This window comes from Pseudomonas sp. GW822-FHT01E03 (assembly GCF_058802985.1).
The window spans coordinates 116736-130454 of sequence record NZ_JBXAOQ010000009.1 but is presented as its reverse complement, the minus strand read 5'-3'; the positions used below and the strand labels follow the sequence as shown (position 1 = coordinate 130454).

Sequence of the window (13719 nt, the reverse complement as noted above, 5' to 3'; positions counted from 1 at the left end):
GTTTTACGGCGCGACGTTCTGGTAATTAGCTGATCTGCAAGACCCGAGCCATGGCCTGGTCATCGTCTTTGGCGGTGTTCATCATCTTGATGTGCAGCTCGAACTGCTTGGCCAAGGCCAGAACGGAGGTCATCTCCTCCACGGCATTGACGTTGCTCGATTCGAGGAACCCGGACACCAGCTTGACGTTGGCATCGGCCTGCGCAGGCGCGCCGTCCTTGGTGTGGATCGAACCATCCAGGCCCTTGGTCATGTTCTTGAAGTCCGGGTTGACCAGCTTGATGCGGTCGACTTCCGCCATCACCCGGGGACCTTCGCCCATCGCGCGGATGCTGATGGTGCCGTCCTCGCCGACTTCGATCTGCTGCTCCGGCGGCACGGAAATCGGCCCGCCATTGCCCATGACCGGCATGCCGTTGCCGGCGCGCAGCACACCCAGGGCGTCAACGTTCAGGCTGCCGGTGCGCACGTAGCTTTCACCGCCATCGGGATTCTGTACGGCAATCCAGCCGTTGCCTTGCACGGCAACGTCGAGGTCGCGGCCGGTTTCCACCAGTGAGCCGGGGGAGAAATCCGTGGCCGGGCGTTCGGACATGGCAAACGCACGCGCCGGAAAGCTGTCACCGAACACCGGCATCGAACGGGCCTGCTCCAGGTCTTTCTGGAAGCCGTTGGTGGAGATGTTCGCGAGGTTGTTGGCATGAGCCTTTTGCGCCAGTGCATTCTGGCTGGCGCCGGTCATTGCCACATAAAGGTACTTGTCCACACTCTTTCCTCTGCCTGCCGGACGTTTGCCGCCCACTGCTGTGTTGCGCAGGCTGTAGCAATTTGCAGACCAACTTGCGCGCAGCGGCTCCAACCCCCTTTAAACAGGGGCTGGAGGCTAATCAGAAGGGAATCGAACGATGTATCGAAGACGAAAAACCGGCGCGGTTATGCCGCTTGGCGGCAATGCCGTGAAATGCCGGCTACCAACCTTTCACGCCGCTCATGTCGGGCAATTTGTGGGCAATGCCTTTATGGCAATCGATACAGGTCGCCTGGCCGCTGGCCAATGAGGTGGAGTGCATGTTGGCGGCGCGTTTACCCTGGCGTGTGAAGTCCATGAACTCGAAGTTATGGCAGTTGCGACACTCCCGGGAATCGTTGGCCTTGAGCCGTGCCCACTCGTGTTCGGCCAGCTCCCGGCGCATGCCCAGAAACTTGTCCCGGGTACTGATCGTGCCGAACAGCTTGCCCCAGACCTCCTTGGAAGCCTGCATCTTGCGGGCGATCTTGTGCGTCCACTCGTGGGGGACGTGACAGTCCGGGCACGTGGCGCGCACACCCGAGCGGTTGGTGTAGTGAATGGTTTCCTGCAACTCGACAAAAACGTTGTCACGCATTTCATGGCAGGACGTGCAGAACTTCTCGGTGTTGGTCGCTTCCAGCGCGGTGTTGAACCCACCCCAGAAAATCACCCCGGCGATAAACCCGCCGAGGGTCAGGAAACCCAGGCTGTAATGCACGCTGGGCCGACGCAGCACACCCCAATAATCCTTGAGCAAGGCAAGCAAAGATTTCATGGCCTTTCCTCAAGGTTTCGGCTGGTGGTTGATTTCGTCTTGCAAGACCTGGTCGATGTTCTTGAAGCTGTTGTTCACCAGTGGCTTCACATCCTTTTGCGGCACGTGACACTGGTTGCAGAAGTATCGGCGCGGCGACACCGCCGCCAATGCCTGGCCGTCACGGTCCATGTAGTGAGTGATGCTGATCATCGGCGCCTGGGTACGCGCACTGTTGGCGCGACTGTGGCAGGTCAGGCACTTGTTGCTATTCATGTCGATGGCATACCCGCGAATGCTGTGGGGTATGGTGGGTGGTTGATCGGGGTAATTACGCTCACGCTTGAGGTCCTTGTTCTCGTCTTCGGCAATGGGCGGTGCCGGCAGTTCCTGGGTCAGGGTCCCGCCGACTCGCCGCCCATCCGGTGCCGGCGCATCCAGTGGGTAACCGGGTTCTGCCGCAAATGTCGCGGGCAGCCACATCAGCAGCATGACAAGCAAGGACAGCGAACGATAATTCATGAAAGCTCTCCTTATGCCGTCTTGATCAACTCAATCCTGATCGCGCATTTCTTGTAATCGGTCTGTTTGGAGATCGGGTCCGTCGCATCAAGCGTGACTTTGTTGATCAGCTTGTTGGCATCGAAAAACGGCACGAACACCAGGCCTTGGGGCGGCTTGTTGCGCCCCCGGGTTTCAATCCGTGCACGCATCTCGCCGCGCCGACTGATCAGTTTTACTTCGCTGCCACGCCGGGCATTCAAGGCCTTGGCATCAGCCGGGTGCATGTAGACCAGCGCATCGGGGACCGCTTTATAAAGTTCTTCGACACGCTGGGTCATAGTCCCGGTGTGCCAATGCTCAAGCACCCGACCGGTGCTCAACCAGAACGGGAAGTCCGCGTCCGGGGCTTCCGCAGGAGGCTCGTAAGGCAGCGCGAAGATGATTGCCTTCTTATCGGGGTAGCCGTAGAACTGCACGCCACTGCCCTTCTCGACATACGGATCGTAACCTTCGCGGAAGCGCCAAAGCGTTTCCTTGCCTTCGACGACAGGCCAGCGCAACCCGCGCTCGGAGTGATATCGATCAAAGGGCGCCAAGTCATGACCATGTCCACGGCCGAACCGGGCATATTCTTCGAACAGGCCTTTTTGCAGGTAGAAACCGAAATCCCGGGCCTCGTCGTTCTGATAGCCTGCCGCCATTTGTTCAACAGGGAACTGATCGACCTGGCCATTCTTGAACAGCACCTCATACAGGGTCTTGCCCTTGTATTGCGGTGAGCCGTCCAACAGTTCCTGCGGCCAGACCTCGTCGGTTTTAAAGCGCTTGGAAAACTCGACCAATTGCCAAAGGTCCGACTTGGCGTCACCCGGCGCCGAGACCAGTTGATGCCAGAACTGCGTGCGCCGCTCCGCGTTGCCGTAAGCGCCTTCTTTCTCGACCCACATCGCCGTCGGCAAAATCAGATCGGCCGCCTGTGCCGAGACGGTGGGATACACATCCGACACCACCACGAAGTTCTCTGGGTTGCGCCACCCCGGCAGCACTTCCTGCATGATGTTGGGCCCGGCCTGCATGTTGTTGCTGGCCATCGTCCAATACACATTGAGCACGCCGTCCTTGAGCATGCGACTCTGCTGCACGGCATGGAACCCGACCTTTTCCTTGATGGTGCCCGCCGGGAGCTTCCAGATTTTTTCCGCGGTGGCGCGGTGCGCCGGATTGGTGACCACCAGGTCGGCCGGCAAACGATGGGAGAACGTGCCCACTTCACGTGCCGTCCCGCAGGCCGAAGGCTGCCCCGTCAGGGAGAAAGGACTGTTGCCCGGCTCGCTGATTTTTCCGGTCAGCAGGTGAATGTTGTAGATCAGGTTGTTGGCCCACACCCCCCGGGTGTGCTGGTTGAAGCCCATGGTCCAGAACGAAACCACCTTGCGCTTGGGATCGGCGTACAGTTCGGCCAATGCCTTGAGGCGCTCGGCTGGCACACCGGTTTCTTTCGCGGTGCGCTCAAGGGTGTAGGGTTTTACAAAAGCGGCGAATTGCTCGAAGTCGATGTCGGTCCAGGTGTTCGCCTTGTCGGCATTTTTGGCTTTCATTTCCAGCGGATTATCGGCACGCAAACCGTAACCTATGTCATCCGTGCCTTTGGCGAACTTGGTGTGTTTGCTGACGAAGTCTTTGTTGACCGAACCGCTTTCAATGATGTGATTGGCGATGTAGTTGAGAATGAGCAGGTCAGTCTGCGGCTTGAACACCATCGGAATGTCGGCCAGTTCAAAACTGCGATGTTCGAAAGTAGAGAGCACGGCCACTTTCACATTCGGCTGGCTTAAACGGCGATCAGTGACCCGACTCCACAGAATCGGATGCATTTCCGCCATGTTCGAACCCCACAAGACGAATGCATCGGTGACTTCGATATCGTCATAACAGCCCATTGGCTCATCGATACCGAACGTGCGCATAAAGCCCATGACCGCCGAGGCCATGCAATGGCGTGCATTGGGATCGATGTTGTTCGAGCGAAACCCCGCCTTCATCAATTTGTTGGCCGCGTACCCTTCCCAGATCGTCCACTGTCCGGAGCCGAACATGGCGATAGACTCCCCGCCCTTGTTCTTCAGCGCCTCCTTGTACTTCAACTCCATCACATCGAACGCCTGTTTCCAGGACACCGGGTGAAACTCGCCTTGTTTGTCATATTGCCCATTGGTCATGCGCAACAGCGGCTGAGTCAGCCGATCAACGCCGTACATGATCTTGGACAAAAAGTAGCCTTTGACGCAGTTCAACCCGCGATTGACCTCGGCTTTTACGTCGCCGTGGGTTGCAACAACCCTGTTGTCCTTAGTCGCCACCATGACACTGCAACCGGTGCCGCAAAAACGACAGGGCGCCTTGTTCCAGTCCAGGGCGACCATGTCTTGTTCGGTAATCAGGTTGCTGGCAGAGGTAAACACCGGGAGGCCCGCAGCTGCTGCCGCGATCCCGGCAGCCTGGGCTTTGACAAACTCTCGCCGCGTCATAGGCATGTGCTTTCTCCCGTTACATCGAGAATCTCGTGATAAACCAGGGCGGCATTGAGCACGCCTGGCAAGCGATTGATCTGATCGATTCGCTGAAGAATCTGGCTTTCGTGATCGGTTTCCAGCACAACCACCAGTTTGCCGGCGGGACTTTCCTGATGAAGTTCAACGCCCTTGAGCAAACGCAAGTTGGCTTTCACCGCCTCGAACAGGGCCGGACGGGCATGTACTACCAGACTGGCAATGTGCAGCGTCTTTCCCATGTCCCGTACTCCCTGCTGAATTAGAGATAGATGGCGATCAGTTGGGAGGGCCTGGCGGCCCGAGGAGCATTTGCAGGAACCAGACAAAAAAACCGTAACCACCGACTATCGCCACCGATAACAGTGGAAACAGAACAATGATCAGGAAATAGAAGAGGCGAGTTTCTTTGCGAACTCGCTGGGTAGAGTCATCCATTGATGGCATGGTCAGCACTCCTGCCAAACTTTGAGAGGAGCCTAGATGGCTTCCTCTATAAGTTCCATGATTCAGATCAATAGCAGAAGCTTTAGCGCTTTAAATGCGAACTGACAGCATTGGATAAATACTGACACTCGAGAAGAGTTATTATTTGAGTGAGTTTTTAACGCTCCAGTTTGCCTATTTCATATTCACGCAACTTGTTGGCAATCGTTGTGTGGGAAACACCCAGTCGCTTGCCGAGCAATCGGCTGCTGGCATGTTCCGAATAAAGCCGTTCCAGTACCGCCTTCTCGAAACGCCCGACGATCTCGTCCAACCCACCCTCTAGCGAAAAATCGCCAAGGGGCTGACGCACGCCATAATCCGGCAGACGAATATGCTCGGCCTTGACCGTGCCGCCGTCGCACAGGGAAACCGCCTGGAACAGCACGTTCTCCAGTTGACGCACGTTACCTGGCCAATGGTAGTGGCTGAGCCGCTCCATGGCCGCCGGGGCGAGTTTGGGCAGCGGACAGCCAATCTGCCGGCTGGCCTGATCGAGGAAGTGCTCCACCAGCGGCGTCAAGCCGTCGAGGCATTCGCGCAACGGCGGGATGTGCAGCGACAACACATTCAAGCGGTGGTAGAGGTCCTGGCGGAACTCACCGCGAGCGCACAATTCGGACAGGTCGACCTGGGTCGCGCAGATCACTCGCACGTCGAGGTAGACCTCTTCATCACTGCCCACACGACGGAAGCAACCGTCCTGCAAAAAACGCAGCAATTTCACCTGCAAACGCGGGCTCATTTCCCCGACGCCATCGAGAAACAGCGTGCCGCCCGCCGTCAGCTCCAGCAGCCCGAGCTTGCCTTCGGCCCGCGCCCCTTCAAAGGCGCCCGGGCCGTAACCGAACAATTCCGTCTCGGCCATGGACTCCGGCAGACCGGCGCAATTGAGCGCCATCAACGGCGATTGCCCTCGAGGGCTGGCCAAGTGGCAAGCCCGCGCCAGCAACTCTTTGCCGGTGCCGGTTTCCCCTTCGATCAACAGCGGTGCATCCAATGGCGCCATGCGTCGCGCTTCGCGCACCACGGCGGCCATGACTTTCGAGCTTTGGAAGATGCTGTCGAAGCCGCGCAACTCCTGCTTGCGCACGTTGTAGATGCGCTCGCCCACCCGGTCGGCGCGGTGCAATGTCAGCACCGCACCGGCCATGGCCTCGCTGTCGTCATGCTCCGATTGCAGCGGCGCGATGTCGGCCAGGAACACATCCCCCTTGACCTTGACCCGCAGCCCGTTGATCCGCGACTTGTTGGCGCGCACCAGTTCCGGCAAATCGAAATCCTCGGCGTACCGCGACAGGGGAATCCCCGGCACCTCGTCGACGCGCACCCCGAGCAACTGCGCCGCCGCACGGTTGGCCGCGACAATGGAACCGCCCATGTCGATCGACAGCACCGGAAACTCCAGCGCACCGAGCAGTGCATTGAGTTCCATGTGCCGACGCTCGCTGGGCATCAGCCCTACACGCTTGACGCCAAAGACCCCGGCAATCGCTTCGAATTTCGGACGCAAGGCCTGGAACTGAATGTTGATCAGGTTTGGGCAATGCAGGTAGATGGCGTTGCCATGCTCCCCCCCCACCTCACCGCGGGCCACGTTGATCCCGTACTCCACCAACAGGTTGAGAATGTCGCGCAGGATGCCGATGCGGTTCTGGCAGTGGACTTTGATACGCATATTAAAGGCCCGAAAAAACGATGAATGGGGTGCGTAACCTGTAGGAGCGAGCCTGCTCGCGATGGAGTCGAGCGCAACGCGTTTATTCAGGATGAACGCGTTTTCGTTAACGTCCATCGCGAGCAGGCTCGCTCCTACGGGGATTATTTTTCTGCTGAGGTGCTCAGATAGTCGTCAAGATTATGTGACAGGTACGATGCTTTTCAAACCCGAAAAACTCAACATCTGCGCCACAGCAGTTAATCCGTAACGAAAAATTTACGAAAAACGGTAAATCTTCCTGCGAATTACCAGAGTCACCTGCTGCAACAGCGCAATTCTTGAGGTATTTCTAGGTCCATAGCAGTACATAACAAGAACGAAATCCCCTAGCAGGAGAGCAGCATGAAGCAGACGCAATACGTGGCTCGCGAGCCCGATGCGCAAGGTTTTATCGACTACCCCGCCGAAGAACACGCGGTGTGGAACACGCTGATCACTCGTCAACTGAAAGTGATCGAAGGGCGTGCGTGCCAGGAGTACCTGGACGGTATCGAAAAACTCGGTCTGCCCCACGACCGCATTCCTCAACTCGGCGAAATCAACAAGGTCCTCGCTGAAACTACCGGCTGGCAGGTTGCCCGGGTTCCCGCACTGATTCCCTTCCAGACCTTTTTCGAATTGCTGGCCAGCAAGCAGTTTCCGGTGGCGACCTTTATTCGTACCCGCGAAGAACTGGACTACCTGCAAGAGCCGGACATTTTCCACGAGATCTTCGGTCACTGCCCGCTGCTGACCAACCCGTGGTTCGCCGAATTCACCCACACCTACGGCAAGCTCGGCCTCAAGGCGTCCAAGGAAGAACGCGTGTACCTGGCGCGCCTGTACTGGATGACCATCGAGTTCGGCCTGCTCGACACCCCGCAAGGCCAGCGCATCTACGGCGGCGGCATCCTGTCCTCACCGAAAGAGACTGTCTACAGCCTGTCGAACGAGCCTGAACACCAAGCCTTCGACCCGCTGGAATGCATGCGCACGCCTTACCGCATCGACATCCTGCAACCCCTGTATTTCGTTCTGCCGAACCTCAAGCGCCTGTTCGACCTGGCCCACGAAGACATCATGGGCATGGTCAAGCAAGCGATGCAGATGGGTCTGCACACGCCGAAATTTCCGCCAAAACCAAAAGCTGCGTGAACCGCGACTTTTGCTGACAAGTGAGTCTGTCAGTCACCGTCGCTTTGGTTTAGCGTGACGGCACTGTCGACCGATATAAAAACACTCGATTACAGGAAACACACCATGTCCACTTTGAACCAAGCCCATTGCGAAGCCTGCCGCGCCGACGCCCCACAAGTCAGCGACGAAGAACTGCCGATCCTGATCAAGCAGATCCCGGACTGGAACATCGAAGTACGTGACAGCGTCATGCAGCTGGAAAAGGTCTTCCTGTTCAAGAACTTCAAGCACGCCCTGGCGTTCACCAACGCCGTCGGCGAAATCTCCGAGGCCGAAGGCCATCACCCGGGCCTGCTGACCGAGTGGGGCAAAGTGACCGTGACCTGGTGGAGCCACTCGATCAAGGGCCTGCACCGCAACGATTTCATCATGGCCGCGCGCACCGACGAAGTGGCGAAGGACGCTGAGGGGCGCAAGTAATGCATTTCGACGCCATCGGTCGAGTGCCTGGCGACCCGATTCTGGGCCTGATGGAGGCCTACGCGCAGGACCCGAACCCGCGCAAATTCGATTTGGGCGTGGGTGTCTACAAGGACGCCCAGGGCCTGACGCCGATTCTCGAGTCGGTGAAGCTTGCCGAGCAGCGCCTGGTGGATCACCAGTCCACCAAGACCTACATCGGTGGTCACGGCGAACCGGCGTTCGGCAAAGCGATCAATGAGCTGGTGCTGGGTGCCGACTCGAAGCTGATCAGCGCACAACGCGTCGGCGCCACCCAGACTCCGGGCGGCACCGGGGCTTTGCGCCTGAGCGCGGACTTCATCGCCCAGTGCCTGCCAGGGCGTGGCGTGTGGTTGAGCAACCCGACCTGGCCGATCCACGAAACGATTTTTGCGGCAGCCAAGGTCAAGGTCAGCCACTACCCGTACGTGGGCAGTGACAACCGTCTCGACATCGACGGCATGCTGGCGGCGCTCAATGAAGCGCCCAAGGGTGACGTGGTCTTGCTGCACGCCTGCTGCCACAACCCGACCGGTTTCGACCTGTCCCAGGATGACTGGCAACGGGTGCTGGACGTGGTGCGCCGTCGCGAACTGCTACCGCTGATCGACTTCGCCTACCAAGGATTCGGCGATGGCCTGGAACAGGATGCCTGGTCGACCCGGCTGTTCGCCGCCGAGTTGCCGGAACTGCTGATCACCAGTTCCTGCTCAAAGAATTTCGGCCTGTACCGCGACCGCACCGGCGCGCTGATTGTCTGCGCGAAAACCGCCGACAAGCTGGTGGATATCCGCAGCCAACTGGCCAACATCGCCCGCAACCTGTGGTCGACGCCGCCGGATCATGGCGCTGCCGTTGTAGCGACCATCCTCGGTGATCCAGAGCTGAAACGCCTGTGGGCCGACGAAGTTGAAGCGATGCGCCTGCGTATCGCCCAACTGCGCAGCGGTTTGGTGGAAGCGCTGGAGCCTCATGGTTTGCGCGAGCGCTTTGCGCACATTGGCGTGCAACGCGGGATGTTCTCCTACACCGGCCTGTCGCCTGAGCAAGTGAAGAACCTGCGCGATCATCACAGCGTGTACATGGTCAGCTCGGGCCGGGCCAACGTGGCCGGCATTGATGCCACGCGCCTGGATTTGCTGGCCGAGGCGATTGCCAACGTCTGCAAGTAACCCTCGGGCACTGCAATCCCCCTGTGGGAGCGAGCTTGCTCGCGATAGCGGTCTATCAGTCAACATCATCGTTGAATGACACTCCGCAATCGCGAGCAAGCTCGCTCCCACATTTGCTTCTGCGTAATTGTTACTTATCTGTCTATACAACCCCATCCGTCGAAACAAATGGATATAAAAGTCCGTTTGTCATTTTCAGTGCTGTATCCTGCCCAGGCTTTTTTAAAGCGCGGATCTACCAGATCTATCAACAGACTTAGCGAGGAGCGCAACCATGCACGAGATTCCTAATCTCCCCTTCCCAAGCCTGCACGTACCTGAGCAGACGACCACGCAGCAAGCCGGAGCCCAACAGCCCGAGCCGAAAGAAGCCACTGACAGCCGCCAGGCTGACAGAGAAGACTGAAACACCCGCCGTACAGACCGTGTGGAAAGCGCTACCATGCGCTTTCCACACTGCCTGAAACGAGAACTTTCCATGACCGATGAATTCAGCGAAGCGCAGGCCAGCGTCCTGATCGGCACCGCCGAGAAAATGATCGAGATCTGGAATCGCCTCTCTCCCGAGAAACAAGCCGCTTTGCTCGCCCGCTTCGGCACCCAGGAAAATGCGCTGGCCGCCCTGGTCACCACGCAACTGGTCGCTCCCGTCAAAGCTGAATGACACCGCCCGGTAAATAGTTTTACTTTTTCACAACCGCCGACCGTCCACACCGCTATCATAAGCAGCCTATCTATCCTGCTTTACCGTGGACCTTTACCCATGCCTGAAAACCAGCGCCCCCTGGCGGTCACGCTGCAAGTCGTTTCCATCGTCCTTTTCACCTTCATTGGCTACCTGAACATCGGCATCCCCCTGGCCGTATTGCCCGGTTACGTCCACAGCGACCTGGGCTTCGGTGCGGTGATCGCGGGTCTGGTGATCAGCGTGCAATACCTGGCCACCCTGCTCAGCCGCCCCTATGCAGGGAAGATCATCGACAACAAGGGCAGCAAACTGGCTGTGATGTATGGCCTGGCCGGTTGCGGCTTGAGCGGTGTGTTCATGCTGGTCTCGGCCTGGACCCAGAGCCTGCCGACCTTGAGCCTGATCAGCCTGTTGATCGGCCGTCTGGTTCTCGGCAGCGCGGAAAGCCTGGTGGGCTCGGGCTCGATTGGCTGGGGTATCGGCCGGGTCGGTGCAGCGAACACAGCCAAAGTCATCTCCTGGAACGGTATCGCCAGCTACGGCGCACTGGCCGTCGGCGCGCCCCTGGGCGTGTTGATCGTCCATCAACTGGGCTTGTGGAGCATGGGCGTCAGTATTGTATTGCTGGCCGTTCTCGGCCTGCTGCTGGCCTGGCCGAAAACCGCCGCACCGATCGTTGCCGGTGAGCGCCTGCCGTTCATGCATGTGCTGGGGCGAGTCTTCCCCCACGGTTGCGGCCTGGCCCTGGGCTCCATCGGCTTCGGCACCATTGCCACCTTCATCACCTTGTATTACGCCACGCAACACTGGGACAACGCGGTGCTGTGCCTAAGCCTGTTCGGCGCCAGCTTCATCGGCGCGCGCTTACTGTTCGGCAACCTGATCAACCGCCTCGGCGGCTTTCGCGTGGCCATTGCCTGCCTGTCAGTGGAAACCCTGGGATTGCTCCTGCTGTGGCTGGCACCGGATGCCCATTGGGCACTGGCGGGTGCGGCGCTGAGCGGCTTCGGCTTTTCGCTGGTGTTTCCGGCACTGGGCGTGGAGGCGGTCAACCTGGTCCCGGCCTCCAGCCGTGGTGCAGCGGTCGGCGCCTATTCGCTGTTCATCGACTTGTCACTGGGGATCACCGGGCCGCTGGCCGGGGCGATTGCCGCCGGGTTCGGGTTCGCTTCGATCTTCCTGTTCGCCGCCCTCGCCGCGCTCAGCGGTTTGATGCTGAGCCTATACCTGTACCGGCAGGCGCCGAAGCAACGCGAAGCGCGGGACTCCCGTTAGAAATCGACCTTGCCGCGCCCGGCCTTGATGTTGCCGCGCTTGCTCTTGGATTCGAGGCGACGGGTCTTCGAGCCGAGGGTCGGCTTGGTCGGACGGCGCTTTTTCTCGACCTTGGTGGCACTGAGGATCAACTCGGTCAGCCGCAACAGCGCATCGGCGCGGTTCTGCTCCTGCGTCCGGTACTGCTGGGCCTTGATGATCAACACACCGTCGCTGGTGATGCGACTGTCGCGCAGCGCCAGCAGCCGCTCCTTGTAGAACTCGGGCAAGGACGACGCCGGAATGTCGAAGCGCAGGTGCACGGCGCTGGAAACCTTGTTGACGTTCTGCCCACCCGCGCCCTGGGCTCGAATGGCCGTCAACTCGATCTCGGCATCCGGCAGTTGCACGTTGTTGGAAATCACCAGCATGGAAAAGCGTCCGTATTCAGAGTGTGCAGGATACCGCGAATAGATGGGAGGAATCCGGACCTTGTGGGAGCAAGCCCGCTCCCAGAAAGGGATTTATGTGAACCCCGAAAACAACAAACCCGGCACATGGCCGGGTTCGTTGTTTCTGCGCTCTGCGTTTACTTCGCCGCAGAGCCGGCAACCTGCAGTGCATGTTGCGCGCTGCGCTTGTTCTTGATGCCGTAGCAGACCCACATGAACACGAGCCACACTGGAATCGCGTACACCGATGTCTGGATCCCCGGAATCAACAACATCACGCCAAGGATGAACAACACGAACGCCAGGCAGATGTAGTTGCCGTACGGATACCACAAGGCCTTGAACAGCGGCGTCTGTTTTGTCTTGTTCATGTGCTGGCGGAACTTGAAGTGCGAGTAGCTGATCATCGCCCAGTTGATCACCAGGGTGGCCACCACCAGCGACATCAGCAGTTCCAGCGCGCTGTGCGGAATCAGGTAGTTCAGCAGTACCGCGATCAGAGTCACGGCGGCCGAGGCCAGGATCGAGCGCACCGGCACACCGCGCTTGTCGATCTTCGCCAATGCCTTTGGCGCATCGCCTTGCTCGGCCATGCCCAGCAGCATGCGGCTGTTGCAGTAGGTGCCGCTGTTGTACACCGACAGCGCAGCGGTCAGGACCACGAAGTTGAGGATGTGCGCGGCGGTATTGCTGCCCAGCATCGAGAACACTTGCACAAACGGGCTGCCGCTATAGGAATCACCGGAAGCGTTCAGGGTGGTCAGCAAGCTGTCCCACGGCGTCAACGACAGCAGGATCACCAATGCACCGATGTAGAAAATCAGGATCCGGTAGATCACCTGGTTGATCGCTTTCGGAATCACGGTTTTCGGCTTGTCGGCTTCGGCAGCGGTGAAACCGAGCATTTCCAGGCCACCGAAGGAAAACATGATGAAAGCCATGGCCATCACCAGACCCGTGACACCGTTCGGGAAGAAGCCACCGTGGGACCACAGGTTGCTGACCGCAGCTTGCGGGCCGCCATTGCCACTGACCAGCAGGTAGCTGCCCAGAGCAATCATGCCGACGATCGCCACGACCTTGATGATCGCAAACCAGAACTCGGCCTCGCCAAAGACTTTGACGTTGGCCAGGTTGATGGCGTTGATCAGCACGAAGAAGGCAGCTGCGGAGGCCCAGGTCGGGATGTCCGGCGCCCAGTAGTGGATGTATTTGCCGACCGCGGTCAGCTCGGACATACCCACCAGAATGTACAGAATCCAGCAGTTCCAGCCCGACAGGAAGCCGGCAAAGCCGCCCCAGTACTTGTGCGCGAAGTGACTGAAGGAGCCGGCCACCGGATCTTCGACGATCATTTCACCCAGTTGGCGCATGATCATGAAGGCGATGAAGCCGCAGATGGCGTAGCCGAGGATCATCGACGGGCCGGCGGATTTCAGCACCCCGGCCGAGCCGAGGAACAAGCCGGTACCGATCGCGCCACCGAGGGCGATTAATTGAATGTGGCGATTTTTCAGGCCGCGTTTCAGCTCGCCTGATTGCGGGTTTTGTCCACTCATGAAAAGGGTCTCACGCAAGGTTTGATGATGTTCAGTAGACGTTGCTGCTCAAGAAAGGCGTTAAGCGGCACCGATCAAACCCCAGCGCAGGCACCAGGAGTTCAGCGTAATTACAACGGTCATGCGTCACCTGTTTGTTTTTATCTGTGACGAAATCGAACCCGACACGCTCGT

At 58.8% G+C, this 13719-nt stretch carries 15 protein-coding genes; 6 read left to right on the top strand and 9 right to left on the bottom strand.

Features of this window, described 5'->3' with window-relative positions; all coding sequences use genetic code 11:
- Positions 1-25: 25 nt before the first annotated feature.
- From AC1RP7_RS19060 to AC1RP7_RS19030, 7 genes are all read right to left on the bottom strand, one after another.
- Positions 26-766 carry a flagellar basal body rod protein FlgF gene (locus AC1RP7_RS19060; protein ID WP_090453789.1) on the bottom strand — a complete coding sequence of 247 codons (741 nt, stop codon included), beginning with the start codon at positions 764-766 and terminating at the stop codon, positions 26-28.
- Positions 767-968: 202 nt separating this feature from the next.
- Complete coding sequence (locus AC1RP7_RS19055) at positions 969-1565, bottom strand: cytochrome c3 family protein (protein WP_085723386.1); 597 nt, start codon at positions 1563-1565, stop codon at positions 969-971.
- Between the two features lie 9 nt (positions 1566-1574).
- The gene (locus AC1RP7_RS19050; protein ID WP_371318478.1) at positions 1575-2036 is read right to left on the bottom strand and encodes a nitrate reductase cytochrome c-type subunit; all 462 of its coding nucleotides are present in this window, start codon (positions 2034-2036) and stop codon (positions 1575-1577) included.
- A gap of 41 nt (positions 2037-2077) precedes the next feature.
- Positions 2078-4582, bottom strand: coding sequence for a nitrate reductase catalytic subunit NapA (gene napA, locus AC1RP7_RS19045; RefSeq protein WP_493181644.1), 2505 nt, complete (start codon positions 4580-4582; stop codon positions 2078-2080).
- The gene (locus AC1RP7_RS19040) at positions 4573-4839 is read right to left on the bottom strand and encodes a chaperone NapD (protein WP_057715921.1); all 267 of its coding nucleotides are present in this window, start codon (positions 4837-4839) and stop codon (positions 4573-4575) included. Before AC1RP7_RS19040 ends, napA begins: the two co-directional genes overlap by 10 nt.
- Positions 4840-4876: 37 nt before the next feature.
- Entirely contained in the window at positions 4877-5044 is a 168-nt protein-coding gene (locus tag AC1RP7_RS19035) for a periplasmic nitrate reductase, NapE protein (protein WP_173677902.1), read from the bottom strand.
- A 157-nt stretch (positions 5045-5201) separates the two neighbouring features.
- Positions 5202-6761 (bottom strand): sigma-54-dependent transcriptional regulator, encoded by a 1560-nt coding sequence (locus tag AC1RP7_RS19030; RefSeq protein ID WP_095945466.1) that lies wholly within the window; start codon positions 6759-6761, stop codon positions 5202-5204.
- Between the two features lie 384 nt (positions 6762-7145).
- Between AC1RP7_RS19030 and phhA the strand changes: the two genes are divergently transcribed.
- The 6 genes from phhA (at position 7146) to AC1RP7_RS19000 (ending at position 11555) form a co-directional block, all read left to right on the top strand.
- Entirely contained in the window at positions 7146-7937 is a 792-nt protein-coding gene (gene phhA / locus AC1RP7_RS19025; RefSeq protein WP_489339993.1) for a phenylalanine 4-monooxygenase, read from the top strand.
- A gap of 105 nt (positions 7938-8042) precedes the next feature.
- A complete protein-coding gene (locus AC1RP7_RS19020; RefSeq protein ID WP_007938547.1) occupies positions 8043-8399 on the top strand; it encodes a 4a-hydroxytetrahydrobiopterin dehydratase in 357 nt (118 codons plus the stop codon).
- Complete coding sequence (locus AC1RP7_RS19015; RefSeq protein ID WP_493181642.1) at positions 8399-9592, top strand: amino acid aminotransferase; 1194 nt, start codon at positions 8399-8401, stop codon at positions 9590-9592. The genes AC1RP7_RS19020 and AC1RP7_RS19015 overlap by 1 nt, the downstream gene beginning before the upstream one ends.
- A gap of 274 nt (positions 9593-9866) precedes the next feature.
- On the top strand, positions 9867-9998 hold the full coding sequence (locus AC1RP7_RS19010) for a hypothetical protein (protein WP_008051162.1): 132 nt from the start codon (positions 9867-9869) through the stop codon (positions 9996-9998).
- A gap of 72 nt (positions 9999-10070) precedes the next feature.
- On the top strand, positions 10071-10256 hold the full coding sequence (locus tag AC1RP7_RS19005; RefSeq protein WP_057715925.1) for a hypothetical protein: 186 nt from the start codon (positions 10071-10073) through the stop codon (positions 10254-10256).
- 99 nt (positions 10257-10355) lie between these two features.
- Positions 10356-11555, top strand: a complete 1200-nt coding sequence (locus tag AC1RP7_RS19000) for an MFS transporter (protein WP_493181640.1) — start codon at positions 10356-10358, stop codon at positions 11553-11555.
- On the opposite strand, the gene arfB is transcribed toward AC1RP7_RS19000, so the two are convergent.
- Both arfB and AC1RP7_RS18990 read right to left on the bottom strand, forming a co-directional pair.
- Entirely contained in the window at positions 11552-11965 is a 414-nt protein-coding gene (gene arfB, locus AC1RP7_RS18995) for an alternative ribosome rescue aminoacyl-tRNA hydrolase ArfB (RefSeq protein WP_057715927.1), read from the bottom strand. The genes AC1RP7_RS19000 and arfB overlap by 4 nt on opposite strands.
- A gap of 158 nt (positions 11966-12123) precedes the next feature.
- On the bottom strand, positions 12124-13545 hold the full coding sequence (locus AC1RP7_RS18990; protein ID WP_057715928.1) for an amino acid permease: 1422 nt from the start codon (positions 13543-13545) through the stop codon (positions 12124-12126).
- Between the last annotated feature and the right edge of the window lie 174 nt (positions 13546-13719).

Coding starts and splice junctions, on each gene's coding strand:
- napA (WP_493181644.1), bottom strand. CDS start 4,582: ATGCCTATGACGCGGCGAGAGTTTGTCAAAGCCCAGGCTGCCGGGATC.
- AC1RP7_RS19035 (WP_173677902.1), bottom strand. CDS start 5,044: ATGCCATCAATGGATGACTCTACCCAGCGAGTTCGCAAAGAAACTCGC.
- AC1RP7_RS19055 (WP_085723386.1), bottom strand. CDS start 1,565: ATGAAATCTTTGCTTGCCTTGCTCAAGGATTATTGGGGTGTGCTGCGT.
- arfB (WP_057715927.1), bottom strand. CDS start 11,965: ATGCTGGTGATTTCCAACAACGTGCAACTGCCGGATGCCGAGATCGAG.
- phhA (WP_489339993.1), top strand. CDS start 7,146: ATGAAGCAGACGCAATACGTGGCTCGCGAGCCCGATGCGCAAGGTTTT.
- AC1RP7_RS19010 (WP_008051162.1), top strand. CDS start 9,867: ATGCACGAGATTCCTAATCTCCCCTTCCCAAGCCTGCACGTACCTGAG.
- AC1RP7_RS19020 (WP_007938547.1), top strand. CDS start 8,043: ATGTCCACTTTGAACCAAGCCCATTGCGAAGCCTGCCGCGCCGACGCC.
- AC1RP7_RS19040 (WP_057715921.1), bottom strand. CDS start 4,839: ATGGGAAAGACGCTGCACATTGCCAGTCTGGTAGTACATGCCCGTCCG.
- AC1RP7_RS18990 (WP_057715928.1), bottom strand. CDS start 13,545: ATGAGTGGACAAAACCCGCAATCAGGCGAGCTGAAACGCGGCCTGAAA.
- AC1RP7_RS19030 (WP_095945466.1), bottom strand. CDS start 6,761: ATGCGTATCAAAGTCCACTGCCAGAACCGCATCGGCATCCTGCGCGAC.
- AC1RP7_RS19000 (WP_493181640.1), top strand. CDS start 10,356: ATGCCTGAAAACCAGCGCCCCCTGGCGGTCACGCTGCAAGTCGTTTCC.
- AC1RP7_RS19015 (WP_493181642.1), top strand. CDS start 8,399: ATGCATTTCGACGCCATCGGTCGAGTGCCTGGCGACCCGATTCTGGGC.
- AC1RP7_RS19050 (WP_371318478.1), bottom strand. CDS start 2,036: ATGCTGCTGATGTGGCTGCCCGCGACATTTGCGGCAGAACCCGGTTAC.
- AC1RP7_RS19005 (WP_057715925.1), top strand. CDS start 10,071: ATGACCGATGAATTCAGCGAAGCGCAGGCCAGCGTCCTGATCGGCACC.